Origin of the sequence: Amycolatopsis sp. NBC_01488 (genome assembly GCF_036227105.1) — a bacterium.
Classification (GTDB): Bacteria; Actinomycetota; Actinomycetes; order Mycobacteriales; family Pseudonocardiaceae; genus Amycolatopsis.
In genome coordinates, this window is sequence record NZ_CP109434.1 from 4,328,996 (window position 1) to 4,354,611 (window position 25,616).

Below are 25,616 nucleotides of genomic sequence, written 5' to 3' on the forward strand. Positions count from 1 at the left end.
TGACGTCAGCCGGGGAGGTCGATCTCCGCGTGCCGCTCGGTGAGCGTGCGGGCCAGCTCGGCCAGCTTCACGTTCAGGTCCTGCGACGTGCGCCGCAGGACGTCGAACGCCTCCTCCGCCGACACGCCCCGGCGGGCCATGATGATGCCCTTCGCCTGGCCGATCACGTCCCGGCTGTCGATCGCCTTGCGCAGGTGCGCGGCCTGCAGCTCGCTGCGCGTCACGGCATCGGTGGCCGCGACGGCCAGTGATGCGTGCGTGGCCAGCAGCAGCAGGACGTCGCGGTCGGCTTCGTCCAGGCCGTTCGGGGAGCGCGAGTAGACGTTGAGCGCGCCGACCGACCGGCCGGTCGGCGCGCCGGGGATGAGCGCGGTGGAGAGGACGGCGCGCACGCCGAGCCCGCAGGCGGCCGGCGCCCACTGCGGCCAGCGCGGTTCCGCGGCCAGGTCCGGCGCGATCGCCACGGCCGGGCCGGCCGGCTCGGCGGCCTCGACGCACGGCCCTTCGCGGAAGCGGTACTGCAGCCGGTCCAGCTCGACGGCGACCTCGCCGGTCTCCGCCGGCGTGTGGAAGTGTCCGTCGGTGTCGATCAGCGTGAAGCTGGCCAGGTCGGCGGAAGGCACCATGAGCGTGGTGGCCTCGAGGACACGCTCCAGGACGTCCTCGACGCGGGGGGCGGTGAGCAGCCGGGCCGTCAGCCGCGCGAACTCCGCGGCCAGCGGCCCCGGCCGGTCCGCGCCGGAGACGAAGATCTCCTTGTCGCGCCGCCACTCCTGCTCACTGGTCATGGTGGCCGCCCAGCCAGTCCTCCGCCTCGGCGAGCGTGCGGAACAGCGGCAGCACGTCCTCGAGCTCCAATGCTTCGACCGGGCGCAGCACCGCCCGGCCGTCGGCGACGACGGCCACCGGGATGTCCGCGGCCACCGCGTCCAGCAGGACGCCCAGCCCGCGGGCCGAGCAGAACGTGAGGTCGCTCAGGTCGATGACCAGCGCGCGCGGCGCGAGATCGAGCTCTTCGCCGAGCCGGGCCGCGAGGCGGCCGGTCACCGCCAGGTCCAGCTCGCCGGTGACGGCCACGACCGTGCGTTCGGCCGTCGCGGTGATCGTGATCCGGGGTGGTGCGCCCAGCAGCAGGGCGACGCCCGGCCGGATGGTGGTGTCGTGCATGACTTCCTCACCTCGGTGAGGCGGGCCGAGCCCGCCGTCCCGGCCGGCGCGCGGCGCGCTCGGCGGATGGGTGCCAGGGGGCGGCTGCTCTGCTCAACCGCAGCGAGCCTGACAGTACCCCGCGCGCCACCCCGAGTCACCACGCCCGCGCCGGTACCTTGGCCCGCGTGGGTGACGACACGTGGGCCGCGCTGGCCGGCCAGTTCGCCGACGGCGCCTACGCGTCGGTGAAGGGCCGGGTGCGCACCTACGTGCTGCACCGGCAGCTGCTGGCGCACCTGCCGCCCCCGCCGGCGACCGTGCTCGACGTCGGCGGCGGGGCGGGCCACCAGTCCTTCCCGCTGGCCGCGGCCGGTTACGACGTCACCCTGCTGGACTCGTCACCGGCGATGCTGGACAAGGCGCGGGACCGGCTGACGCCCGAGCTCCGGGACCGCGTGACGTTCGTGCGGGCCGACGGCGAACACGCCGAAGAGGCGGTCGGCGGGCGGCGCTTCGACGCCGTCCTGTGCCACGGCGTCCTCGGGTACCTCGAGCGGCCGGAGCCGCTGGCCGACCAGCTGTGCCGCTGCGCGGCCACCGGGGGCGTGGTCTCGATCATGACGGGCAACGCCGACGCGATGGCGGTGCGCCCGGCGCTGGAACAGCGCTGGGAGGACGCACTGGCGGCGTTCGACGCCCGCCGCGAGATCGGCGTGCTGGGCGTCCCGACCCGGGCCGACACGGTCGGGGAACTGAGCGGGATCCTGCGCGGCCGGGGCGTGGAACCCGTGGCGTGGTACGGGGTCTGGCTGTTCGTCGACTGGCTCGGGTTCGGCGGGGTCGAGGTGGACCCGGCTGACGTGGAACGGGTGGCCGCCGTCGAGTTCGAAGCCGGCCGCCGGGATCCCTACCGCCGGCTCAGCCGCGTCTTTCACCTCGTGGGGCGCAAGGCCTGAGCGGCCGTTTCGGCCAGTGACAGCAGTTCGGCCAGCACTTCCGACGCGAGTTCGGCCAGGGACCGCTCCTCGTGCAGCCACCGGGTGAACGCGATCCCGAACACGGTCGCCCCCGACTCGGCCGCCAGCGTGGCCGCGGGTTCGCCGACGCCGCGGGCGCGCAGGGCGTCGGCGACCGTCGTGGCCAGGGTGGTCAGCTTGTGGTGCTCCCGTTCCTGCAGCGCGGGGTTCCGGTCGATGACGGCCTGCCGCGTGCGGGAGTGCGGGCGCCGCTCGTCCGGGAAGAAGGACGCCGCCGAGTCCAGCGCGGAAGCAACGACTTCCAGGGGCGACGCGTGCGGGGGTGCGGCCTCGACGCCGTCGAGGAACGCCTGGACCAGCAGCTGCTGACCGTGGAAGAGCACCTCGCGCTTGTCGCTGAAGTGGCGGAAGAAGGTGCGTTCGGTCAGGCCGACGGCCTGCGCGATCTCCGCGGCGGTCGTCTGCTCGTACCCGCGGGTGGCGAACAGTTCCATCGCGGCCTTCTGCAGCCGCTCCGCGGTTCCGGGTTCCCAGCGCACCATGCGGCCGAGTCTAGTGATGACAGCGGCTGACATGTAGGCGTAAGGTGCGTATGTCAGCGACTGACGTCGGTCACTGACATCAGAGACCTCTCGAAGGAGTGCACGTCATGCGCGTTTTCGTCACCGGAGCCTCCGGCTGGATCGGCTCCGCCGTCGTCGACGAGCTGCTCGCCGCGGGCCACGAGGTCAGCGGGCTGGCCCGCTCGGCCGCGTCCGCCGCGAAGCTCGAAGCGAAGGGCGTCCAGGTCCGCCGCGGCGACCTCGACGACCCGGCCGGCATCCGCGCCGGCGCCGAGGCCGCCGAAGCCGTCATCCACCTGGCGAACAAGCACGACTTCGCCAACCAGGCGGTGTCGAACGCGGCCGAGCGCGGCGCCGTCCAGACCATCGGCGACGCGCTCGCCGGCAGCGGCCGGCCGTTCCTGCTGGCGTCCGGGATCGGCGGCCTGACGCAGGGCCGCCCGGTCACCGAAGCCGACCCGTCCCCGTTCCACGGCCCGGAGTCCCCGCGCGGCGGCTCCGAGAACCTCGCGCTGGAGTTCGTCGACCGCGACGTGCACTCGGTCAGCCTGCGGTTCTCGCCGACCGTGCACGGCACGGGTGATCACGGGTTCATCGCGGTCCTGTCCGCGATCGCGCGCGAAAAGGGCGTGGCCGGCTACCCCGGCGACGGCACGAACCGCTGGGCCGCGGTGCACGTGACGGACGCGGCGCGCATGGTCGTCCGCGGCTTGGAGAAGGCGCCGGCGGGCAGCCGCCTGCACGCCGTCGCCGAGGAAGGCGTGCCGACGAAGGACATCGCGGCGGCGATCGGCCGGGCGTTCGACCTGCCGGTGGCGTCGATCGATCCGGCCGACGTCCCGGAGCACTTCGGCTGGATCGGCGGGTTCTTCGCGCTGGACCTGGTCGCGACGAGCGGCGCCACGCAGGAGCTGCTCGGGTGGACGCCGACCGGGAAGACGCTGATCGAGGACCTCGACACGGGGGCGTACTCGGGCGGTCGTGAGTGAGAAACAGGGTTAGAACCCTGTTTCTCACTCACGACAAGCCGCGGCAGACCACCTGACCGGTCCGGCCGACGTTCGCGGCCACGGGCTAGTACTACAGGGCTAGATCTTGCGTGTCGGTTCGTGGTATCGGCTGCTGACTGTGCGAGTGTTTGGGGGTGACCATTCCTTCTGCTGGACGGGCTGACGTGGCGGGCGGTGCATCTCGGGGAGATCTGGCCGCGTGGGATCAGGAGTTTCGGAATGTGTGCGCGCGTCTTGACGGATTGTTCTACCGAACAGATTCGCGTGCGCATGCCCGGCATTATGTGCGCGGGTTGATCGCGCCGCTGGAACGGAAGAACGGCTGGACGATCGCGGAGTATTCCGGGGATCCGGAGCCGAAGGCGCTTCAGCGCCTGTTGAATCTGTCGCCGTGGGATGCCGACGAGGCGCGGGATCTGGTACGCGCGTACGCGATGGAGCATTTCGCTGATCCGCGCGGTGTGCTGATCGCGGACCCGACCGGGTTTGCCAAGAAGGGAAATAAGTCGGCGGGTGTTCAACGTCAGTATTCGGGAACCCTGGGACGGATCGATAACTGTCAGATCGGTGTGTTCCTGGCCTATGCCAATACGGCCGGCGATCGGGTGCTCATTGACCGCGAGCTGTATCTGCCCGATGAGTCGTGGTGTGCTGATCCCCGGCGTCGAGCCGAGGCGCGCGTGCCGGAGAAGGTGACGTTCGCTACCCGTCCAAAGCAGGTCCAGGCCATGATCACGCGGACGGTGGCGGCCGGGGTGCCGTTCGCGTGGTTCGCCGCAGACGAGGAGTTCGGGCAGAATCCGGGGCTGCGTTCGTATCTGGAAGCCAAGGGAATCGCTTATGCAATGGCCGTGCCCAAGAACACCGATATCGTCACAGGCGGCATCTCCTCGGCATCCAGTCTGCCGACGCTGGTCAAAAATGCCGCATCCCGGCTGAAGTGCCACGACTGGTCCCGTCGTTCTTGCGGGATCGGCGCAAAGGGTTTCCGGGTCTACGACTGGGCGATGGTCGATGCCGGTGACGGCCATCAGTACTTGTTCCGGCGGAGCATCTCAGACGGCGAACTCGGCTACTTTCACTGCTTCAACCCGCGCGGAGAATCACTGGCAGAACTTGTCCGCGTCATCGGCGCCCGCTGGCCGATCGAAGAATGTTTCGAAGCAGCCAAGAATGAAGCAGTACTCGACAACTACCAGGTCCGCCTCTATCACGCCTGGTACCGGCATATCACACTGTCGATGCTGGCCATGGCATTCCTCGCGGTGATGAGACACCAAGCAAAAAAAGAGCAGCGCGACCTGTGGACAAGCCACACACCATGACCACCCGAACCCGCCGCTTGATCGCGCTCTCCATCGCCGAGATCCGACATCTGTTCAACCTCATCGGCAAAGACGATCAAGCCATCGACCAGGGCCTTCGGGCGTCTGCCTGGCGCCGCGGACACCAGGCAGACGCCCGACGAAGTCACTTCAGACGACGCCTCCGACTCCAGATGCTAGAGATCTAGCCCTGTAGTACTAGTCCCCGCGGTTGACCGCGCTGATCCGGTCCTGGAGCCGTTGCCGCGTGGACGAAAGCGCGTCCCGCGGCTCCGGCTCGGGGGCCTGCTGCTCCGGCGCGTCGCCCGCCGGGCCGACCACCGGGAAGACCTGCTTCTCCCCGGGCAGCGGGACGCCGGGGCAGATGGTCGCCGCGGGGCGGGGGGCGCCGAGGAAGTAGCCGCTCACCAGTCCGTCCACACAGGAGTTCCCGCTGACCGCGTACTGGCCGTGGAACGGGGAATCCGCCACCGAGACCATCGGCACCCCGGCCGCCCGCGCCGCCGACTCGGCCTGCTCGTAGCCGGTCTGCGGGTCGAACTCGCCCTGGACGACGAGCACGTTCTTCGCCGCTTCCGGCGACAGCGTCGGCAGGGGGTGGCGGGGCGGGTCCGACCAGTAGCCGCACGGCTCGCTGAGCCCGTACGCCCAGCCGAACAGCGGGTACTGCGGGCCCTGCAGGTCGCTGAGCAGCTTGTACCAGGTCGCCGCGCGCGTCGGCTGGTCGCCGCACGCGACGGCCAGCCGGGTGCCGCCCACGTCCGCGTAGTCGGGCTCGGCCGGCGCCACGTCCGCCGCCGTCAGCCGCGCCGCCGGGCGGCCGAACTCCAGGCGCGCCACGCGGTCCAGGTCGTCCGACGGCGGTACGGGCTTGCCGTCGAGGGCCGCCAGGCCCTTCGTGAGGATCAGCGCGCCGACCAGCCACTGCTTCGGGCTGCCGTTGCCGACGAAGACGTGGTCGAAGACGTCCGGCGACACGCCCTGAGTGCGGAAGTAGGCCCGCACCCGCTCCCAGTTCTTCTTGACGTCGGCGACGGTCCGGCCCAGCTGGTCCGGGAACCGGCGGGCCAGCCACGGCGCGTAGACGCGGTCGAACTGGCGCTGGTCGATCTTCGGGAACGCCTCGAAGGCGGCCTGGAGCCGGCCTTCGAAGTCGACGCTCGAGTCGAGGACGATCCGCCCGGCGTGCTCCGGGAACAGCGACGCGTACTTCGCGCCGAGCCAGGTGCCGTAGGAGTAGCCGAGGTAGTTCAGCTTCCCGTCGCCCAGCAGCGCGCGGATCAGGTCCATGTCGTGCGTCGTCTGCCAGGTCGTGATGAACGGCGCGAGCGCGTCGCTCTGGCAGGCCTCGGCCACCGCGCGCGGCGTCCGCTGGTGCAGCGCGATACTGGCGGGCGACCGGTCGCGCGCGTCCAGGTCGTCTTCGGCCGGCAGCCGCCCGGTCGGCACGTGGCAGACGAACCCGGCGTCGTCGCCGCCCTCCTGGCCGGTGCCGCGCGGGTCCATGCCGACGAAGTCGTAGTGCGCGTTCACCGCCGGCTCCAGGGAAGCCAGCACGCCGGCGAGCGACGTGCCCTGGCCGCCGGGCCCGCCGGGGTTCACCAGGATCGCGCCCCGCCGCTCGCCGGTCGCGGCGGCCCGGCTGATCGCCACCTTCAGGTCCTTGCCCGCGGCCGGCGCCGCCCAGTCCCGCGGGACGGTGATCCGCGCGCACCGGGCCTGCTCGCCCTTGAAGGGACAGGCGCCCCACTCGACCCGCTGGGTCAGGTAGGGCGCGAGTGGATCGGGCGTGGTCGCGGCGGCCGGCGCCGTGGCCACCACCAGCACCGAGACGGCCACCGCCAACCCCGCTCGCGACGTCCGCACCGCAGCTTCCTCCCTCGATCCCGGCAAACCCGGGAACACCCAAGCACGGCGACCGGGGCGCGGGCAGCCCGATTCGCTCGATCCGGTGATCAGCTGGGCGGTTCCGCCTCACCGGCGTCCTCCTGGACGTCCTGGTGCTCCGGCTTCGCACGCTCGGTGCCGGGCACCTCGATGTCGAGGTCGACGTCCGGGGCGCCGGGCGGGCGGGGCACGTCGGGGCTGATGGGTTCCTTCTCGGCTTCGGTCATGGGAAGGGGGTACCCGGGAGCTGCCGTCTCAAGCACCGGGGTACCCCCTCCGGTCACTTGCAGAAGGCGGTATCCACAGTGGACAGGACGGCGGTCTCGGCCTGCTCCGGGTCGCCGAAGGTGCCCGGCAGCGCGGTCACCGCGAGCCCGACCGAACGGCCGTCTTCCGTTGCGCCGCCCCGGGTTTCGTAGCCGTCGATGTCGCCGCCGTGTCCCCAGTAGACGCCGCCGCAGCTCAGCGGGACGCGGAACAGGCCGAGGCCGTACTGCCACCCGGGGAACAGCGGCGCGTCGACGGTCTTGCGCATCTCGGCCAGCTGCGCGGGCGCCAGCAGCTTGCCGCCGAGCAGCGCACGCGAGACCTGCGCGAGGTCACTCGGCGTCGAGATCAGCTGGCCGGCCGCCCAGCCCCACGACGGGTCCAGCTCCGTCGCGTCGACCACCTCGGCCGACGTGCTGCTCGCGAGCGCGTAGCCGTGCGGGTGCGGCCCCTGGATGGTCTCGTCGCCCGGCTGCGGCCAGTACGTGTCGCGCAGCCCCGCCTTTTCGATCACCCGCTGGGTGATCTGCTCCTGCACCGGACGTCCCGTGACGCGCTCGATCAGCAGGCCGGCCAGCAGGTAGTTGGTGTTGCTGTAGTCCCACTTCGTGCCGGGCGGGAACTTCGCCGGGTGGGCCAGCGCCGCGGCGAGCAGGTCGTAGGGCTGGAAGAACTTGTGCTGGACGGCTTGGAAGTTCTCCACGCCGAGGTACTCGGTGTAGTTCGGCAGCCCGCTGGTGTGCTGCAGCAGCTGCCGGACGGTGATGGCGGTCCCGTCGATGCCCTCCCCGCGCACCAGGCCGGGCAGGTACCGCTCGATCGGCGCGTCCAGCTCGACCTTGCCCTCGGCCACCAGCTGCAGGACGACGACCGCGGTGAAGGTCTTCGTGTTGCTGCCCGCCCGGACCCGGCCGTCACGCGGGACCGGGACGGGGCGGTCGAGCCGGGCGGACCCGGCGACCGGCGACGTCGCCGAGCCGGGGCGGCCCACCCAGGCCAGCGCGGCCGGGAACTTCTCCTGGCTCACCAGCGAATCCAGGCTTTCCTGCACGGGCGACTTCGGGCTCGCCGCCGCCGTCGTGGTCAGGCCGCCCAGCAGTCCCGCCACCGTCAAGAGCACTGCGGTCTTGCGCATCGGTTCTCCTCCAGGTCCGGATCGATACCGGAAATGCTTCTCGAAACCGGCGCGAAGATCAGTAGCGCGGGCCACCGGATCCGCGGTAGCGCTGGCGCTACCGCGTAAAAGACGTTGCCGCGGGGATCTTCCCCTGCAACGGTGACGCCGTGAGCGAGACGATGCGCGCGGCGGTCTGCGTCGGGGCGGGTGGCCCGGAGGTGCTGGAGGTCCGTGAGCTGCCGATCCCGGCGGTCCGGGCGGGCTGGAGCCTGGTCCGGGTGCGGGGCGCGGGCCTGAACCGGTCGGAGCTGCGGACCCGGCAGGGGCATTCGCCGGGCGTGCGGTTCCCGCGCGTGCTCGGGATCGAATGCGTCGGCGTCGTGGCCGCGTCGACCGACCCGGCGCTGCCGGAGGGCACGACCGTCGCGGCGGTGATGGGCGAGATGGGCCGCGAGTTCGACGGCGGCTACGCGGACTACGCGCTGTTGCCGAACGCGCTGCTGATGCCGATCACCACGACGTTGTCCTGGGAAGTCCTGGCCGCGCTGCCCGAGACGTACCTGACGGCCCAGGGCGCGCTGGACGCGCTGGGCATCGAACGCGGGACGCGGCTGCTGATCCGCGGCGGGACGTCCTCGGTCGGCCTGGCGGCGGCGTCGATCGCGGCGGGCCACGGCGTCGAGATCGCTTCGACGACCCGGCAGCCGGAGAAGGCGGGCGTGCTGACCGCGGCGGGCGTCTCCCAGGTCGTGATCGACGACGGACCGCTGGAGCTGCCCTGGGAGCCGGACCACGTGCTGGACCTCGTCGGCGCGCGCACGGCGGTGGACTCGCTGCGCCGGGTCCGCCGCGGCGGCACGGTCTGCGTGGCGGGCTCGCTGAGCGGCTGGTCGATCGCGGACTTCCAGCCGGTGGCGATGATCCCGTCCGGCACCCGGCTGACGGCCTTCCACAGCAACGACCTGAAAGGCCGGACGGCCGTCCTGCAGCGGATCGTCGGCGAGGTCGAGGCGGGCGTCTACCGGCCGAACGTCGACCGCGTCTTCGGGCTGGCCGAGATCGCCGAGGCCCACCGGTACATGGAAGCGGACCGGGCGAGCGGGAAGCTCGTCGTGATCCCCTAGGCCTCGGGCACCTCGACCGGCGCCCACAGGCTCGGCAGGTTGACCACGATCCCCTCCTGGCTGCTGCGCGCGATGATCACCACGGCCTCTTCGTCCGTCGGGTTCTCCTCGCGGTGCGGCACGTACGGCGGCACGAAGACGTAGTCCCCGGGCCCGGCCTCGATGCGGACCTCCTCCTCGCCGTCGGCGAAGACGAACACCGGGTGGCCCGACTTCACGTAGATCGCCGTCTCGGCTTCGCCGTGGTGGTGGTCGCCCGAGTTCGTCACCGGCGCCACGTGCGTCTCGCCCATCCAGACCTTCGACGACCCCACCGTCTTGCCGGAGATCGCCTCCAGGCGCTTCATCCCGCTCGTCTGGTTCGTGTCGCCGGTCAGGTCCGCGCCGCGGATGTGCCGCAGCGGCTGGTGCCAGAGGTCGGTCATCGGGGTCGTCCCTTTCGTCGCGCCACCATCTTCCCCGAGCCGGGCTCAGAGGTCGAGGACCAGCCGGGCCGAGCACGAGCGGGAAACGCAGATCATCAGGACGTCCCCGGCCCGTCGTTCCGCCGCGGTGAGCACCGAGTCGCGGTGGTCCGGGGTGCCGCCGAGCACGCCGGTTTCGCAGGTGCCGCACGTGCCTTCCCGGCACGACGACAGCACGGGGACCCCCGATTCTTCGACCACCTCCAGGATCGACCGGTCCGCCGGGACCCGCAGGACGCGCCCCGACCCGGCCAGCTCGACCTCGAACGCGGTCCGCGCGCCCTCGTCCGGCAGCGGGGTGAACCGCTCGACGCGCAGGGCGTCCGCGGGCCAGCCGGCGCAGTGCCGCTCCACCGCGGCCAGCAGCGGTTCCGGGCCGCAGCAGTACACCGCGGTGTCCGGCCGCGGCTCGGCCAGCAGCGCGGCCAGGTCGAGCAGCCCGTGTTCGTCCTGCGGCCGGAGCGTCACCCGGTCCTCGTACCGGCGCAGATCGGCGGTGAAGGCCATCGACGAGCGCGTCCGGCCGCCGTAGACGAGCTGCCATTCGCGGCCCGTCCCGGCGACCCGGTCGAGCATCGGCAGGATCGGCGTGATGCCGATGCCGCCCGCGACGAACAGGTAGCGCTTGGCGTCGACGAGCGGGAAGTGGTTGCGTGGCCCGTCCAGGGAAACCCGTTGCCCGGCAACGAGTTCGTCGTGGACGTACGCCGAACCGCCGCGCCCGCCGGGTTCGCGCAGGACCGCCACCTGGTAGGCCGACGTGTCCTCCGGGCGTCCGTACAGCGAGTACTGCCGGACGCCGCCGGGGAGGACGAGGTCGACGTGCGCACCCGGTTCCCAGGGCGGGAGGGGCCGCCCGTCCGGTGCCCGGAGCGTCAGCCGGACGACGCCGTCGGCGATCTCTTCCTTGTCCGCCACCACCAGGTCGAGCGTCATGCGTCGTGCCCTTCCGGATGGGCCAGGAGCCATTCCCACAGCTGCACCGGGTCGTCGAACTCCCGCTCGGCCGAGCAGTGGCAGACCGCGCGCAGCCGGTCGGTGCCGAGCACCCAGTGGATCCGGTACACGCGGTCGCCGGTGAGCATCGGGCGCGTCACGACGTCACCAGCCGCTGCAGCAGCCGGCGCGCCGCGAGACCGCCGGTGTCGATGTTGATCGACAGCTCCTGGTAGCCGTCCGGTTCGGCGGCGATCACCCGCTCGAGGACGTCGAGCGCTTCGACGTCCTGCAGGACGACCGTGCGGTTGTTCTCCGCGAGGAACGCCGACACGCCTTCGTCGTCGAGGGCGAAATCCCGGGCCACCGCCCAGAAGTCGTGCGTCGAGTGCTCGGTCTCGGGCGTGATCGCGTAGACGACCTCGACGTGGAAGGCGTCCGGGTCGCTGCCGTCCGGGTGCGGCACCGAGCCGACCGGCGCGATGCGGCTGTGCAGCTTGTAGAGGCACGGCGGCGTGTACTCGATGTCCTGCCACCGCGCGATCCGGCCCTGCAGCCCGGTCGACTTCGCGTAGAACGGCGGGCACGCCGCGTCGGCCATGTGCCGCGAGACGTAGACGATCCCGGCCTCGTCGTCGACCTCGGTCGTGATCGGCGTTTCGGCGACCTCCGGCGTGCCGATGTAGCCGCCGTGCAGGTACGTCTCGTGCGAGAGGTCGAGCAGGTTGTCGACCAGCAGCGAGTACCGCGCCTTCAGCGGCTCCATGCCGGCGACGGTCGTGTAGCCCGGGGAGTCGAGGTACGGCGCTCGCGGGATCTTCGCGGTGTCCGCCTTCTCGGGGTCGCCGATGAACACCCAGACGAAGGAGTCCTGTTCCACCAGCGGATACCGCCGCAGCCGCGCGGTCCGCGGCACCCGGGTCTGGCCGGGCACCGCCACGCACTTGCCGTCGGCGCCGTAGGTGAAGCCGTGGTAGCCGCAGACGACCTGGTCGTCGACGAGCCGGGACGGCGCCTGCGACAACGGGAACCGGCGGTGCACGCAGCGGTCGGCGACCGCCGTGACGCCGCCGTCGCGGGTCCGCCAGAACAGGATCGGCTCACCGCAAATGGTGCGGCTGAACAGGTCCTGGCCGATTTCGGAGCCGTACGCGGCGACGTACCACTGGTCGCGGGGGATGGCGCTCATCGGGTTCGTCCTCTCGTGGCGGGGCTCACAGCGTGCGCGACCGCCGCGGCGCCCACGAAGGGCGTTTCCATAAGATGGAAGGATGCGTCACGCGTGCTGGGAGGGGCATCTCGCGTGATTGAGCGGGCATCTCGCGTGATTGGCGGGGCATCTCGCGTGACCCGGGCCGTCATTCGCGTGATTCGCGACGTCACTCGCGTGATTGGAGGCGGAACTGGGTGATCGAGAGGTCGGCACCAGTCCGGACGTGGATGACAGGCCAGGGCGGAAAGCTTCAGCCGAGGGCGCGCGAGATCGCGCGGGCGCTGGTCATCACCAGCGGAGCCAGCGCGTGCGGCGCCGCGCTGCCGTGCCGCACGACGAGCGACACGGCGGCGACGACCTGCCCGCGCGCGTCGTGGATCGGCGCGCCGACCGAAAGGCTGTCGAGGGTCACCTGGCGCTCGCTGATGGAGAACCCGTGCGTGCGCACGTCGGCCAGCAGGTGCCGCAGCCGGTCCGGGTCGGTGACGGTCTCGGGGGTGTAGCGCTCGATCGGGCTGCGCAGGACGTCTTCCTGCACGTCGGCGGGCGCGTGGGCGAGCAGGACGAGCCCGACCCCGGTCGCGGTGAGCGCGAACCGCCCGCCGACGCGCGTGCGCACCGGCACGGCCCCGGTCCCGGCGATCCGCTCGATGTAGACGACTTCGGTGCCTTCGCGCACGGCCAGTTGGACGTTCTCGCGGGTGATCTGCGAGAGGTCTTCGAGGAACGGCAGCGCGCGCTCGCGCAGCCCGAGGCCCCGCGGCGCGAGCGACCCGAGCTCCCACAGCCGCAGCCCGACGCGGTAGACCCCGGACTCGTCCCGCTCGAGCGCACCCCACTCGCAGAACTCCCGCAGGACGCGGTGCGCGGTGGCCGCGGGCATCCCCGCCCGGCGCGCGATCTCGCTCAGCCGCAGGGCGGGCCGGTCGGGCGTGAACGCTCCGAGGACCCGCAGCGCCCGCCCGAGCACGGGCCCGGTGGCCCCCGGAGCACGACCTCGACCCGGCATGACCACCGAGCATAGCTTCAGCTGAACAGTGCCTCGTCTGTCCAGTCCAACCCCTTGACGACGTCTCCGGCGGCCAGTGCCGAGTGGAACGCTCCGGCCGCGGTCACCTCGCCGGGCCGGATGCGGGCGGCGATGGCCCCGCTGACCGTCGCGGTGGCGAACGACGTGCCGCGCCAGGTCGCGTAGCCCTCGAAGTCCTGGACGTCACCGCTGCGCAGCGTCACCTTGCCGGACAGGTAGGTGCTGACGACTTCGTCGCCGAGGGCGGTGCAGGTGACCCACGGCAGGTCGGGGCTGTACGGCGCCAGGGTGCCGTCCGCCTTGGTGGCCCCGGCCGCGATGACGCCGGTCAGTGCGGCCGGCCAGGTGGGCGAGGTCCGCGTGAGGCCGTTGCGGATCCCCGGGATCCCGCCGTGGTTGCCGGCCGCGGCGACGATCGTCAGGTGCGGGCTGAGCCGCTCGACGGCGCGCCGGACGATCAGCGGGCAGTCGCCGTCCTGGGCCCGGGTCCCGATCGCCAGGTTGAGGACGTCGACGCCGTCGTCGAGGAACCCGGCCAGCTCCACGACCGTGTCCCACGCGCTCGCCCGGCCGTTCGCGTCCAGGACGTCGCGCACGACCAGGGTCGCCGCCGGCGCCTGGGCCAGGATCATCCCCGCCACGAACGTCGCGTGCCCGTTCTCCCACGGGGTGGCCGTGCCGGGGTCGGGCAGGTCGAAGGTGCTGTCGCCGGCCGGGGTCTCGTAGTGCCCGTCGAGGTCGGGGTGGCGGTACAGCTTGGTGTCGAGGAGCCCGATCCGGACTCCGCGCCCGGCGGCCGGATCGGCGCCGGTGGTGTCCGGCCGGGCCGCTCGCACGGGATCGAAGTCGCCTTGGGACTGGGTCTGCGGGTAGGCGCCGAACTGGTTGCTCAGCGTCCGGTTCTTGCCGAGCAGCGGGACCCAGCCGCCGCAGCGCGCGGCGAACCGGCGGCGCAGCTCGGACAGCACGGCGTCGATTTCCATGACGAACGGCAGATCGGGGGCCATGCTGAAGCCGTAGGTGAGCTTCAGCTTGGCCAGGTCGAACGGCGGGATCTCGCCGTCCCGGGTGACGATGACGCCGAGGTCCACGAGCGCCGCTTCGACGAGCGGGCGTTCGCGCAGGTCGACGATCAGCTCGTCGGGCGGGGCGTCCTCGGGTACGTCGGGCAGGTAGTACACGCAATTCCCTCCTCGATGTGGTGACACCTGTTCAGACGCGCGCGGCCACCGCCCTGATACGTGCTGGCGGACGACCGCGCCGCCGGGAATGCTGAAACCCATGGTGGCGGACTCAGCCCTCGCCGAGGCGCGAGCGGCCATGCGGCTGGCCGATCTGCAGCCCGGAAGGGCAGTACCGGCCGCCGCCGCGGCCGTCCGGCGGGCCCTGCGCGAGCGCGACACGGCGGCGGCCGCGCTCGCCGAACAGGCGTGGGGCCACGCGCTGCTGCAGTGCAGCGAGGTCGGCGAGGCCGTCGCGCACCTGCGTCGCGCGGTGCGCCACGGCGAGCGGGCCGGCCGGCGGGCACTCGCCGGGGAAAGCCGGATGAAGCTCGCGTTCGCGTTGGTCCAGCGGGGCAGCTCGCGGGCCGCGCTGCGCGAGATCGACGTCGCGGTGCGGGAGCTCGACGGGATCGCGAGCGGCAAGGCCCTCGCCCAGCGCGCGGTGATCCGCTACCACGTGGGCCGGCTCGACGAAGCGGCCGTGGACTACCAGGCCGCGGTCCGGGAGCTGCGGCGCGGCGACGACCGGCTCGGGCTGCAGCGCGCCCTGATGAACCGGGGGATCCTGCACGCCGAGCGCTACGACTTCGACGCCGCGGTCCGCGACCTGGCCGAGGCCGACGTCCTCGCGCGAGAGCTCGGCCGCGACCTCGTCGTCGGGATCATCGCGGAGAACCTCGGGTTCGTGGAGAGCCAGCGCGGCGACGTCCCGGCCGCGCTCGCCTGCCTGGCCAGGGCCGAGGAGATCATCGGCGCGCACGGCGGCCAGCTCGCGCCGGTGCTGCAGGACCGGGCGGAGCTGCTGCTGTCGGCCGGCCTCGTCACCGAGGCCCGCCGGACCGCCGAGCGCGCGGTGCGCGTGTTCGCCGCGGAGAACCGGCGGCTCAAGGTTCCCGAGATGCGGCTCCTGCTCGCCCAGATCGCGGTGCTGGCCGAAGAGTGGACGACGGCCGCGGAGCAGGCCCGCGCGGCGTTGCGCGCCTTCACCCGGCAGGGGCGTGCGCAGTGGGCCGCGCTGGCCCGCTCGGCGGAGCTGCGCGCGCGGCTCGGCGCGGGAGAGCGCAGCCGCGTCGGCGGCGGCGTGGTCGACGCGATGGTGTCCACAGTGGACGCCAACGGCCGTCCGCTGGCGGCGGTGCAGGCCCGGCTGGACGCGGCCCGGCTCGCCGAGGTCCGGGGCCGGACGGCAGTGGCCGCGGAGCACCTGGCCGTCGCGGCGAAAGCCGCGCGCGGATCCGGACCGGCCACCCTGCGGGCACGCGGCTGGTACGCGGAGGCGTTGCGACGCCGCCGCGAGAACCCGCGCGGGGCGCTCACCGCCGCGCGGACCGGGCTGCGGATCCTCGACGACCACCACGCCGCGCTCGGAGCGAGCGACCTGCGGGCGTACTCGGCGTCGCACCGCGCGGACCTCGTCCGGCTCGGCCTCCGCATCGCGCTGGACGAGGGCCGGGTGCCCGGGATCTTCGAGTGGGCGGAGCGCGGCCGGGCGAGCCGGTCGCTGCACCGCTCGGCGCTGCCGCCGGACGACCCCGAGCTGGCCGCCCTGATGCCCCGGCTGCGCGCCACCGCGGGCGCGCTCGAACAGGCCCGTGCCGCGGGCGAGCCGACCGCCCGGCTGCTGCACCGGCAGGTCGAGCTGGAACGGCGGATCCGCGACCGCACCAGGCTGCTGCCCGCGGCGGCGGGAGCGGACGTGCCGCGGCCGGTGTCCGTCGGCGCGCTCGCCGAAGCCCTCGGCGAGCGCGCGCTGGTGGAGTTCGTCGAAGCCGACGGGACGGTCCTGGCCCTGTGCCTGGTGGCGGGCAGGCTGCGGCTGCACGCCCTCGGGTCCGCGGCCGAAGTGGCCGGCCTGCTCGACCGGATCCCGTTCGCCCTGCGCAAGCTCGCCGTCCCCGGCCCCGGCCGGTCGCGGATGCCGGTCGAGCAGCTGCTGCACGGCGCGGCCGTGCGCCTCGACGCCGTCGTGCTGGCGCCGCTGGGCGAGCTCGGCGACCGCCCGCTCGTCGTGGTCCCGAGCGGGATCCTGCACAACGTGCCGTGGGCGGTGCTGCCGTCCTGCGCGGGCCGGCCGGTGGCCGTCGCGCCGTCGGCGACGCTCTGGCACGCGGCGGCGACCCGGCCGCCGGGGCCGGCGCGCGAGGTGGCCGTGGCCGGCGGGCCGGGACTGCCGGGCGCGCGCGAGGAGGCCTTGGCCGTGGCGGAAATCCACGGGCGGACCGCTCTGGTGGACGAGGCCGCGACCGTCGAGGCGGTACTGGCGGCGCTGACGACGGCGGGCACGGTGCACCTCGCGGCCCACGGCCGGCTGGCGGCGGACAACCCGCTGTTTTCGGCGCTGCGCCTGCACGACGGCCCGCTTCTCGTGCACGACGTCCGGCGCCTGCCCCGCGTGCCGGAAACGGTGCTGCTGGCCGCGTGCGACGTCGGCCGGTCGGTGGTGTGCCCGGGCAACGAGCTGCTCGGGCTGAGCGCCACCTTCATCGAGCGGGGCACCGCCCAGCTCGTCGCGTCAGTCGTGCCGGTGCCGGACCTCGCCACGACGTCGCTGATGACGGAGGTCCACCGCCGGCTCGCGGCGGGCGAGGCACCGGCCGCCGCGCTGGCTTCCGCGCAGCAGAAGGTGGCGGCGGACGGCCCGGCCGAGCTCGCGGCGTCGGCCGGGTTCGTCTGCGTCGGCGCCGGGTCCCGCTAGCACCCCCGGCCTTCAGAGGCTGCGCGCGACGATGTCGCCCTGGGAGGTGGTGGCCCGGATCGAGAGCTCGGCGGTGCCGTTGTTCTTGAGGGTGTTGTCGATGCGGCCGTAGGCGGTGCCGGCGTCCAGCGAGGCCGACACACCGGGGGCGGCGCCGACGGTGATGGTGCCGGCCTGGGTGGTCAGGGTGACCAGGCCGCTCCCGGCCTCGCCGATCCGGATGTCGCCGCGGGCGGTGCTGATCTCGGCCGGGCCGTCGAGGCGGCCGACCTCGACGTCGCCGTCGGTGGCGGTCAGGTGGACGCTCGCGGCCTGCTCGAGCTTGATGTGGCGGTACGCGCCGTCGAAGACGACGTCGCCGAGGCGGCCGGTGCCGTCCAGCTCGGCGGCGGCGGTGGTGGCTTCCACCCGGGAGCCGGCGGGCAGGCCGACGGTGACCTCGATGGAGCCCGACGGGCCGAAGTACTGGTTCTTGCCCTGCGGGGTGTGGACGCGCAGGACGCCGTCCGCGTAGGTGACGGTGGTCTGCTCGGCGGCCTTGACGTCGCGGTTCTTGCCGGGATCGGCGGGCCGGACCTCGACGGTGGTGTCCGTGCGGTCGGCCGCGGCGAGCCGGACGCTGCCGGCGGCGAAGTCGAGGGTGGCGGTGATGGCGGCGGGGGTGGCGAAGGTCTGCATCGATATCTCCTGTGCGTTCGTGGCCCCGGTGGTGGGGACGAGAACCACCTTCGCCGGTCGTGCTGACACTCGGCGGCCACCGCGCTGACACCGCCTGACACGGCCTGCGAGTGGGTCGATCCGGTGCCTTCGCTGGCTATCCTTGGGCCGTGCGCAGGAAAATCAGCTACGCCGAAGCGGTCCGCCTGCTGGGGGCGCCGGAGCATCCCGTGGTGGCGGCCGTGGACCGCATCCTCGGCGGCGTGCTCTTCGGCGGCAGCGTGCTCGGGGCCGCCCAGCTGCTCGGCTGGTTCGACGCGAAGGTCGAGTTCATCAAGGTCAGCCACCAGCTGCTGGTCAAGATGGCGGAGAAGCGCAGCGGGCTGAGCAGGCACACCCGCACCGAGCGGATCCAGGCCGCGCACGCGGTGATCGTCGTCGTCGCGTTCTTCGAGGCCGTCGAGCAGCTGAAGCTCCCGGTTTCGGTGCGCGAGCTGGGCATCGCGCGCCGGCAGCAGCTCACGCTCGTCGGGCTCACCCGGCTCTTCGACGGCACCTGGCCGATGCCGACGCCGGACCGGCCCTACGACAGCATCGTCGGCGAGCTGGGCTTCCAGTACCGCGACTCCGCCACGGCCCTGCTCGAGCTCGTCAAGGCGCACGCCGCCTGGGACGAGCTGGACGAGACCCGGCAGGCCCGGCTCGAAGCCACCGTCGCGCGGGCCGGGACGCTGGCCGTCGAGAAGTACCGCGAACTGCTCGTGCGCGCCGGCGCCGACTACCCCGAGCTGCGGTTCTGGTTCCAGCTCGGCGACTCGCAGAGCACCAGCCGCGCGCTCGGGCGGATCGAGTCGCTGATGACCGGCCTGCTCGTCGGCGGCACGCCCGACGTCCGGCGGGCCGAGCTCGCCCGGAAGTACCGGGCCGTGCTGGACGGGCCCCTCGTCGAAGCCGACGACCGCCTGCCCGGCGTCGTCATCCCGTCGCTGCGCGAGGCCTACGTCGATCCCGGCTTCCAGGTCGCGCCGATGAGCCCGAACGCCGCGCCCGCGGTGCTCGACTGGTGGCGGTCGGTGCCGCGCCGCGACGACCTCCACCGCTACCTCGTCGGGTACTTCACCTCGCCCAAGGCGACCGAGCTGCCGCTGCTCGTACTCGGCGACCCCGGCTCCGGTAAGTCGCTGCTCACCAACGTCCTCGCCGCGCAGCTGCCGGCGAGCGACTTCCTCGTGCTGCGCGTCGAGCTGCGCGGCACGCCCGCCGACGGCGACCTCGTCGACCAGATCGAGCACGGCCTGCGCGCCGCCCTGCACGAGAACATCGGCTGGACCGAGCTGGCCCGCTCCGCCGGCGGCACGCTGCCGGTGATCATCCTCGACGGCTTCGACGAGCTCGTGCAGGCGACCGGCGGCCGCCACACGCGCTACCTCCACCGCGCGGTCCGCTTCCAGCGCGAGCGGGCGGACCTCGGCTCCCCGGTCGCCGTCGTGGTGACCAGCCGGATCGGCGCGTGCGCCGACGTCCACATCCCGTTCGGGGCGGACATCCTCCGGCTGGCTCCCTTCACGGCCGAGCAGGTGGCCGCGTGGCTGGAGGTGTGGAACCGGGTCAACGCGGCCCACTTCGCCGAAGGCACGCTGAGCCCGCTGACGCCGGAAGCGTTGCTGCGCTTCGAAGGTCTCGCCGAACAGCCGCTCCTGCTGCTGATGCTGGCGCTGTACGACACGATCGACAACGCGGTGCAGCGCGGCGACGACGTCCTGAGCCGGTCGGAGCTGTTCGAGCGGCTGCTGGGCTGGTTCGCGCGGCGGGAGGTCACGCGCGACGAGGCCGACCGCGGAGACCGTGAGCTCGACTTCGACACGGACGTCGAGCTCGACCGGCTTTCCGTGGTGGCGCTGGGGATGTTCACCCGCGGCAGCTCGTGGCTGTCCGAACCGGACCTGAGCGAGGACCTCGCCGCGCTGCTCGAAGACGACGTCCGGATGCGGCTCGCCGGCGGGGAAGCCGTGCTGCGCCGGTTCTTCTTCGTGCAGCGCGCGGAGGCGGTGCACGACGGCCAGACGCTGCGCAGCTACGAGTTCCTGCACGTGACGTTCAGCGAGTTCCTCGTCGCCCGCTTCGTCTGGCGGGCCCTGACCTCACCGGCCGGCGACGTGCTCTACTCGGCGTTGTCGTTCCTGCCGCTGTCTTCCCGGCGCGGCGTCCTGACGTTCCTGACCGAGCTGGCCGCGGCGGGCCCACCGGATCCGGCACTCCCCGGGCGGGTCGCCGCTCTCTTCGCCGAGGCGCTCGAGACGCGGCCGCGGCAGGCGTACGAGCCGGCCCGGTACCCGCAGCCGCGGCGGCAGGCCGTCTACGCGCTCAACCTGGTGCTGCTCGGCGTGGTCCTCACCGACCCGCTCCCGGTGGCGGACCTGGGCATCGCGGACTGGCACCGCCTGGCGACGCTGTGGAAGTCGCAGCTTTCGCCCGCCGAGTGGGCGGAGCTGACGAACGTGCTGAACCTGCGGATCGCGCCCGACCGGACGATGGCACTGTCCATTCGCGACAGGAGCGCGGGACTCGCGGTGCACCCCGGGTCGCTCCCGGGCGACCCGGTGTTGGTGACGCACGACCACGAGGCCCACTTCGTCGGGGACCCGGTGACGAACCTGTACCGCTATGCCCTGGAGCCGTTCGTCGGGCAGGGCTGGAACGCGGCCCAGGTCCGGACGGTCGCGGAACTCGCGGCGGCACCGGCGAACCGGGCCGCGCGGGACCGGGTCTACGTGCGCAGCGCGGGAAACCCCGGGCTGGTCCTCGATTTCCTGCGCACCGACCAGGACGCGGACGCGGGGACGTTCGCGAAGCTCCTGGAGACCCCGGTCGGCGAGAGCGCGGCGTTCGCGGCGCTGCTCTACGACCGCGTCGGCCGTGACGGGGACACCGTGGCGTACCTGAAGGTGGTCCGGGAGCTGTGGCGCCGCGGCGCGGACCCGAACGCGGCGCCGGCCGCGGTGCTGGACGCGTGGCTGCGGCTCAGCGAGGCCGACGTCGAGATCCCGGCGTCCCTCGGGCTGCCGGACCTGCCGGAACTGGTGGAGACGCTCGAACTGGGCGCGATCGGCGACGTCCGGCCGGACCTGACCAGGCGGGTGCGCAACGCACTGGAGAACGGCCACATCGAGGAATTCGTCGAGAACATGCGCCAGGAGACGCGCCACATCCCGGCGCCGCGGTCGACCCGGCCCGACCCGGTGCCGGCGGACCCGGAGTGGGGCCCGAAGCTGCGGGCCCTCGACGAGCGGCTGGAACGGGGCATCCTGTCCCAGGCCGACTACCGGGCGGCGCGGGACCGGGTCCTGGCCGAGGCGGCACCGGGGCCGTCCCCGTTGGGCGACGAGCCGGCGGCGGGCGGGCCGACGGCGGAGCAGCCGGTCTTCGCGTGGTCGGGCCAGAACTGGCAGCAGAGCGTGCGGGAACTCGACGGAGAGCTGGCGGCGGGCACGATCTCCGCGGACGAGTACCTCACGCGCCGGGACCGGATCCTGTCGGACGTGGTCGGGCCCGGCGCGGAAGCCGTCCGCTGGGGCCAAGTGCGGTTCGAGTGACACCGCGGCCGGACGATCACCGGAAACCGGCCGACTTCGTCAGCGTTCCCCCGGCGTAACGGGCGACTGTCCGGACGCGACTCACGCGTGTCCGGCACGCCGGGGAGGGCACGATGAGCAAACGACTGGTGATCTGCTGCGACGGGACCTGGAACTCGCTCAAGCAGCCGGCCCCGACGAACGTCGTGAAGGTGTGGAACGCCGTGCGCGGGCAGGCCGCGGACGGGCGGCCCCAGCTGACCCACTACCACGAAGGCGTCGGCGCGGGCGTGCGGTGGCTGGGGCACCTGGCCGGCGGGGCGTTCGGCTGGGGACTGTCGGCCAACGTGCGGGACGCCTACCGGTTCGTCGTCGAGAACTACGTGCCCGGCGACGAGCTGTTCTTCTTCGGGTTCAGCCGCGGCGCCTACACCGCGCGCAGCACGGTGGGCCTCATCCGCAACTGCGGCGTCCTGCGCCCGGACCACGCCGAGCGGATCGGCGAGGCCTACCGGCTCTACCGGGACCGCGACCAGGCGACCGGGCCGGACAGCCCCGCGGCCCGGCGGTTCCGCGCGGATCACGCCTGCGAAGACGTGACGCGGATCCGGTTCATCGGGGTCTGGGACACGGTGGGCGCGCTCGGCATTCCGCTGAGCGGCGGCCGGTTGCTGCACAAGATCAACCAGCGCTGGCAGTTCCACGACATGACGCTGAGCTCGACCGTGCGGTCGGCCTTCCAGGCGCTGGCCGTGGACGAGCACCGGAAGTCGTACGTCCCGGCCGTCTGGGAGCCGTCGTCGAAACCCGCCGAGGCGGACCAGGAACGGGAGCAGGTCTGGTTCAGCGGGGCGCATTCCGACGTCGGCGGCGGGTACGCGGAGCACGACCTGTCGGACATCGCCCTGCGGTGGCTGGCGGACCGGGCCGCGAAGTGCGGCCTCACCTTCGACCCGGACGCGTTCGACGGCCTGGCCCAGGCGAACGCGGGCGGGACGCTGCACACCTCGCTCAACGGGTTCTTCCGGCTGTTCGGCTCGGCCGACCGCTCGATCGGCAAGGTGGACGAGCCGGCGGAGTCCTTGGCGTCGAGCGCGTGGGACCGGCATCAGGCGGGCGGGTACTCGCCGCCGAACCTCGTCGCCTACCTCGACGACGATCCCGACGTCACGGCGGTGTGAGCCGGCTCGGGACGCCGGTGTCGATGCCGGCTCCGAGGCCGACTGCGATGCCGTCGAGGAGGAAGCCGAGGCCGGTCTGGAACGTCTGGTCGGCGTCGAGGTGGACGGCGTCGCGGACGACCGTCTCCAGCGCGGGGTACCGGCCGGTGGCGAAGGCCCGCATCAGGTAAGGACCGTAGGCGGCCTGCCACTGCCGCTGGTCCATCCCGGTGCTCCGCTCGGCGCGGCGCTCGGCCATCTCCCGGCGCACCGCGCCGATCACGTACGCGTCGACCGCCGAGACGATCGGCATCACGACGTCGACGTCGACGCCGTCCATCGCGGCCAGCACCGCCTCGCCCCTGGCCATCGCGTGCGGCCCGAGCTGGGGCCGCCCGCCGATCAGGTCGGCCAGCCATTCGTGCCGGTGCACGGCTTTCCGGGTGGCTTCGGCCACCGAGCGCAGCACTTCCCGCCAGCCGTCCCCGGCCGGCCGGATCTCGGCGTAGACCGCGTCCAGCATCAGGTCGAGCAGCTCTTCCTTGGTGGCGAGGTAGCCGTAGAGCCGCATCGGCCCGACCTCCAGCGCGGCGGCGACCTTGCGCAGCGACACCGCGTCCAGGCCGTCCGCGTCGGCCAGCCGGATCGCCGCCCGGACGATCCGCTCCCGGCTCAGCGGAGCCGGCGTCGGCCGTTCGGGGGGTTCCGGCCGTTCCCACACCACCATGGCGGTGACAATACATCGTCTAGGGCGATACGCTGTATCCAGCAATACAGTGTATCGAAGGGAGCCATGACCATCGCGATCGTCGGAGCCGGGCCGGGCGGCCTGGCCCTCGCCCGGGTGCTGCACGTCAAGGGCATCGAAGCCGTCGTGTACGAACGGGAGCCCTCGCGTGCCGCGCGCGGCCAGGGCGGCATGCTCGACATCCACTCCGGCCAGCGGGCGCTGCGGGAGGCCGGGTTGCTCGACGAGTTCTTCGCGATCGCCCGCGGAGAAGGCCAGGACATGCGGCTGCTCCAGCCGGACGGCACCCTCCTGCTCCAGGAGGACACGCCCGACGACGCCCCGCTGCTGCGGCCCGAGGTCGACCGCGCCGACCTGCGTGCCCTGCTGCTGGACTCCCTCCCCGACGGGGTGGTGCGCTGGGGGCACGCGTTCGCCTCCGCCGGCGACGGCCTGCTGCACTTCGCCGACGGCGGCAGTGCGCCGTACGACCTGCTGGTCGGCGCGGACGGCGCGCAGTCCCGGGTCCGCGCGTTGCTCACCGACGCCCGTCCGGCGCACATCGGCCAGAACGTCGTCGAGGTCGGCATTCCCGACATCGACCGCACGCACCCCGACCTCGCGGCGATGGTCGGCCGCGGCAACTACTGGGTCCTCGGCGACGGGATCTCCCTGGCGGCGCAGCGCAACGGCGACGGCCGCGTCCGCATCGGCGTCAGCTTCTACCACACCGGCGAGGACTGGTTCGCCACCAGCGGGATCCCGTTCGACGACCCGGCCGCCGCCCGGGCGCGGCTGATCGAGCTGCTCGCCGGCTGGGACGCCCGGTTCACCGCGCTGATCGCGGCCTGCGACGACGCGGTCGTGCCGCGGTCGATCACCACCCTGCCGGCGGGCCTGACCTGGCCGTCGCAGCCGGACGTCACGCTCGTCGGCGACGCCGCGCACCTGATGCCACCGGTGGGGGAGGGCGCCAACATGGCCCTGCTCGACGGCGCCCTGCTCGGTCTCGCGCTGGCCGAGCACCCGGACGACTTCCCTGCCGCCGTCGAAGAATACGAGCGCGAGATGTTCGAGCGCGCCGGCGCCGCGGCCCGGATGTCCGAGGAGATGAAGGAACTGCTGATGTCGCCGGACGCCGCCCAGCGCCTGCTCGAGTTCTTCCAGCCGGGCTGACGGTCCGGGCTCGTTCGAAGAAACGTGCGGTGCGCCGATAGGGGTGCCGAAGCCGCGGTTCCCGTGGGACCGTGGTGCCCGGCGGCTGCGGAGGGGAAACAGATGACCGGCGGCAACGTCCTGCGGCTCGACCCGAACGGCACGGACGTGCACGGAGAAGGCCGGCTCCTGCGGTCCGGGGGTCCGGCCGGGCTCGTGGAGCTGCCCGGCGGGGTCCGGGCGTGGGCGGTCGCGGACGCGGCCACCCTGCGCAAGCTCCTGACGGACCCCCGGGTGTCGAAGGATCCCCGCGCGCACTGGGCCGCCTACCGCGAAGGCCGGATCGACGAAGAGTGGCCGCTGTGGATCTGGGTGTCCGTGCGCAACATGTTCACCACCTACGGCGCCGACCACCGGAGGCTGCGGACCCTGGTCTCCAAGGCCTTCACCGCGCGCCAGGCGGCGGCCATGCGGCCGGACGTCGAGCAGATCACCGCCGGGCTGCTCGACCGGCTCGAGCGCTCGGGTGCCGACGGCGCACCGGTCGACCTGCGGGAGGAGTTCGCCTACCCGCTGCCGGTCGAGGTGATCTGCCGGCTGTTCGGTGTGCCGGCCGACCGCCGGTCCGCGCTGCGCTCGGTCGTGGACACCATCTTCGACACCACCGTCACCGCCGCCCGGGCGCAGGCGAACGCGCTCGAGCTGTACGAGCTCATGCGCGGCCTGGTCGCCGGCAAGACCGCGAACCCGGGTGACGATCTCACCAGCGCCCTGATCGCGGCGCGGGCCGAGGACGCCAGCAGGCTCGACGCCGACGAGCTGACCGACACGCTCATCCTCATGCTCACGGCGGGCCACGAAACCACCGTCAACCTCCTCGACCACGCGGTCACCGCGCTGCTGACCCATCCCGACCAGCTCGCCGCCGTCCTGCGCGGCGAGCACACCTGGGCCGCGGTCATCGAGGAAACGCTGCGCTGGCAGGCACCCGTCCCGTACCTCCCGCTGCGGTACGCGGTCGAGGACATCGCCCTGGACGACGGCACGGTCATCGGCCGGGGAGAACCGATCCTGGCGGCCTACGCGGCGGCCGGCCGTGATCCGGCCGAACACGGCGTCACGGCCGACGAGTTCGACGTTTCCCGTGCGGAGAAGCACCATCTCGCGTTCGGGCACGGCGTGCACTTCTGCATGGGCGCTCCGCTGGCCCGGCTGGAGGCCGCTGTCGCGCTCCCCGCGCTGTTCGCCCGGTTCCCCGGACTGCGGCTGGCCGTGGACCCGGCGGAGCTGACCACCGTGCCGTCGTTCCTGTCCAACGGGCACGCCGTCATCCCGGCGCTGCTCGGCTCGACGGCCTGACGACCG

Annotated in this window: 23 protein-coding genes; 9 read left to right on the forward strand and 14 right to left on the reverse strand. The window is 72.9% G+C overall.

Going from position 1 to position 25,616, the window contains the following annotated elements:
* Positions 1-5 precede the first annotated feature (5 nt).
* Positions 6-788, reverse strand: coding sequence for a GAF and ANTAR domain-containing protein (locus tag OG738_RS21050; RefSeq protein WP_329056106.1), 783 nt, complete (start codon positions 786-788; stop codon positions 6-8).
* Positions 778-1,167 (reverse strand): STAS domain-containing protein, encoded by a 390-nt coding sequence (locus OG738_RS21055; protein ID WP_329056107.1) that lies wholly within the window; start codon positions 1,165-1,167, stop codon positions 778-780. The genes OG738_RS21050 and OG738_RS21055 overlap by 11 nt, the downstream gene beginning before the upstream one ends.
* A 167-nt stretch (positions 1,168-1,334) precedes the next feature.
* Here OG738_RS21055 and OG738_RS21060 point away from each other — a divergent pair, with 167 nt between their 5' ends.
* Positions 1,335-2,105: a class I SAM-dependent methyltransferase gene (locus OG738_RS21060; protein ID WP_329056108.1), complete on the forward strand. Its 771-nt coding sequence runs from the start codon at positions 1,335-1,337 to the stop codon at positions 2,103-2,105.
* Here the strand turns inward: OG738_RS21060 and OG738_RS21065 are convergent.
* On the reverse strand, positions 2,081-2,668 hold the full coding sequence (locus OG738_RS21065; RefSeq protein WP_329056109.1) for a TetR/AcrR family transcriptional regulator: 588 nt from the start codon (positions 2,666-2,668) through the stop codon (positions 2,081-2,083). The genes OG738_RS21060 and OG738_RS21065 overlap by 25 nt on opposite strands.
* Positions 2,669-2,775: 107 nt before the next feature.
* Between OG738_RS21065 and OG738_RS21070 the strand changes: the two genes are divergently transcribed.
* A complete protein-coding gene (locus OG738_RS21070; RefSeq protein WP_329056110.1) occupies positions 2,776-3,678 on the forward strand; it encodes an SDR family oxidoreductase in 903 nt (300 codons plus the stop codon).
* 212 nt (positions 3,679-3,890) lie between these two features.
* Positions 3,891-5,024: an IS701 family transposase gene (locus OG738_RS21075; RefSeq protein ID WP_329056780.1), complete on the forward strand. Its 1,134-nt coding sequence runs from the start codon at positions 3,891-3,893 to the stop codon at positions 5,022-5,024.
* Positions 5,025-5,222: 198 nt separating this feature from the next.
* Here the strand turns inward: OG738_RS21075 and OG738_RS21080 are convergent, their stop codons facing one another.
* From OG738_RS21080 to OG738_RS21090, 3 genes are all read right to left on the reverse strand, one after another.
* On the reverse strand, positions 5,223-6,890 hold the full coding sequence (locus OG738_RS21080) for an alpha/beta hydrolase (protein ID WP_329056111.1): 1,668 nt from the start codon (positions 6,888-6,890) through the stop codon (positions 5,223-5,225).
* Between the two features lie 89 nt (positions 6,891-6,979).
* Positions 6,980-7,138: a hypothetical protein gene (locus tag OG738_RS21085; protein ID WP_329056112.1), complete on the reverse strand. Its 159-nt coding sequence runs from the start codon at positions 7,136-7,138 to the stop codon at positions 6,980-6,982.
* Positions 7,139-7,191: 53 nt separating this feature from the next.
* Positions 7,192-8,313: a serine hydrolase domain-containing protein gene (locus tag OG738_RS21090; RefSeq protein WP_329056113.1), complete on the reverse strand. Its 1,122-nt coding sequence runs from the start codon at positions 8,311-8,313 to the stop codon at positions 7,192-7,194.
* Positions 8,314-8,462: 149 nt separating this feature from the next.
* Here OG738_RS21090 and OG738_RS21095 point away from each other — a divergent pair, with 149 nt between their 5' ends.
* On the forward strand, positions 8,463-9,419 hold the full coding sequence (locus OG738_RS21095; RefSeq protein ID WP_329056114.1) for a zinc-binding dehydrogenase: 957 nt from the start codon (positions 8,463-8,465) through the stop codon (positions 9,417-9,419).
* On the opposite strand, the gene OG738_RS21100 is transcribed toward OG738_RS21095, so the two are convergent.
* The 6 genes from OG738_RS21100 to OG738_RS21125 form a co-directional block, all read right to left on the reverse strand.
* A complete protein-coding gene (locus OG738_RS21100; RefSeq protein ID WP_329056115.1) occupies positions 9,416-9,844 on the reverse strand; it encodes a cupin domain-containing protein in 429 nt (142 codons plus the stop codon). The genes OG738_RS21095 and OG738_RS21100 overlap by 4 nt on opposite strands.
* A 45-nt stretch (positions 9,845-9,889) precedes the next feature.
* Positions 9,890-10,819 carry a PDR/VanB family oxidoreductase gene (locus tag OG738_RS21105; RefSeq protein ID WP_329056116.1) on the reverse strand — a complete coding sequence of 310 codons (930 nt, stop codon included), beginning with the start codon at positions 10,817-10,819 and terminating at the stop codon, positions 9,890-9,892.
* Positions 10,816-10,980 carry a hypothetical protein gene (locus OG738_RS21110; protein ID WP_329056117.1) on the reverse strand — a complete coding sequence of 55 codons (165 nt, stop codon included), beginning with the start codon at positions 10,978-10,980 and terminating at the stop codon, positions 10,816-10,818. The genes OG738_RS21105 and OG738_RS21110 overlap by 4 nt, the downstream gene beginning before the upstream one ends.
* Positions 10,977-12,008 carry an aromatic ring-hydroxylating dioxygenase subunit alpha gene (locus OG738_RS21115; RefSeq protein ID WP_329056118.1) on the reverse strand — a complete coding sequence of 344 codons (1,032 nt, stop codon included), beginning with the start codon at positions 12,006-12,008 and terminating at the stop codon, positions 10,977-10,979. The genes OG738_RS21110 and OG738_RS21115 overlap by 4 nt, the downstream gene beginning before the upstream one ends.
* 274 nt (positions 12,009-12,282) lie before the next feature.
* Entirely contained in the window at positions 12,283-13,041 is a 759-nt protein-coding gene (locus OG738_RS21120) for an IclR family transcriptional regulator (protein ID WP_329056119.1), read from the reverse strand.
* Between the two features lie 17 nt (positions 13,042-13,058).
* Entirely contained in the window at positions 13,059-14,243 is a 1,185-nt protein-coding gene (locus tag OG738_RS21125) for a S8 family peptidase (RefSeq protein ID WP_329056120.1), read from the reverse strand.
* A 100-nt stretch (positions 14,244-14,343) separates the two neighbouring features.
* Here OG738_RS21125 and OG738_RS21130 point away from each other — a divergent pair, with 100 nt between their 5' ends.
* A complete protein-coding gene (locus OG738_RS21130) occupies positions 14,344-16,980 on the forward strand; it encodes a CHAT domain-containing protein (RefSeq protein WP_329056121.1) in 2,637 nt (878 codons plus the stop codon).
* Positions 16,981-16,992: 12 nt separating this feature from the next.
* Here the strand turns inward: OG738_RS21130 and OG738_RS21135 are convergent, their stop codons facing one another.
* The gene (locus tag OG738_RS21135) at positions 16,993-17,658 is read right to left on the reverse strand and encodes a DUF4097 family beta strand repeat-containing protein (protein WP_329056122.1); all 666 of its coding nucleotides are present in this window, start codon (positions 17,656-17,658) and stop codon (positions 16,993-16,995) included.
* 149 nt (positions 17,659-17,807) lie between these two features.
* Between OG738_RS21135 and OG738_RS21140 the strand changes: the two genes are divergently transcribed.
* Together OG738_RS21140 and OG738_RS21145 are read left to right on the forward strand one after the other, a co-directional pair.
* Positions 17,808-21,230, forward strand: a complete 3,423-nt coding sequence (locus tag OG738_RS21140) for an NACHT domain-containing protein (RefSeq protein ID WP_329056123.1) — start codon at positions 17,808-17,810, stop codon at positions 21,228-21,230.
* Between the two features lie 113 nt (positions 21,231-21,343).
* Positions 21,344-22,390 (forward strand): DUF2235 domain-containing protein, encoded by a 1,047-nt coding sequence (locus OG738_RS21145; protein WP_329056124.1) that lies wholly within the window; start codon positions 21,344-21,346, stop codon positions 22,388-22,390.
* On the opposite strand, the gene OG738_RS21150 is transcribed toward OG738_RS21145, so the two are convergent.
* Complete coding sequence (locus OG738_RS21150; protein WP_329056125.1) at positions 22,377-23,096, reverse strand: TetR/AcrR family transcriptional regulator; 720 nt, start codon at positions 23,094-23,096, stop codon at positions 22,377-22,379. The two genes, OG738_RS21145 and OG738_RS21150, sit on opposite strands and share 14 nt — an antisense overlap.
* A gap of 66 nt (positions 23,097-23,162) precedes the next feature.
* Between OG738_RS21150 and OG738_RS21155 the strand changes: the two genes are divergently transcribed.
* Together OG738_RS21155 and OG738_RS21160 are read left to right on the forward strand one after the other, a co-directional pair.
* On the forward strand, positions 23,163-24,272 hold the full coding sequence (locus OG738_RS21155; RefSeq protein ID WP_329056126.1) for an FAD-dependent oxidoreductase: 1,110 nt from the start codon (positions 23,163-23,165) through the stop codon (positions 24,270-24,272).
* Between the two features lie 102 nt (positions 24,273-24,374).
* A complete protein-coding gene (locus OG738_RS21160) occupies positions 24,375-25,610 on the forward strand; it encodes a cytochrome P450 family protein (protein ID WP_329056127.1) in 1,236 nt (411 codons plus the stop codon).
* Positions 25,611-25,616 lie beyond the last annotated feature (6 nt).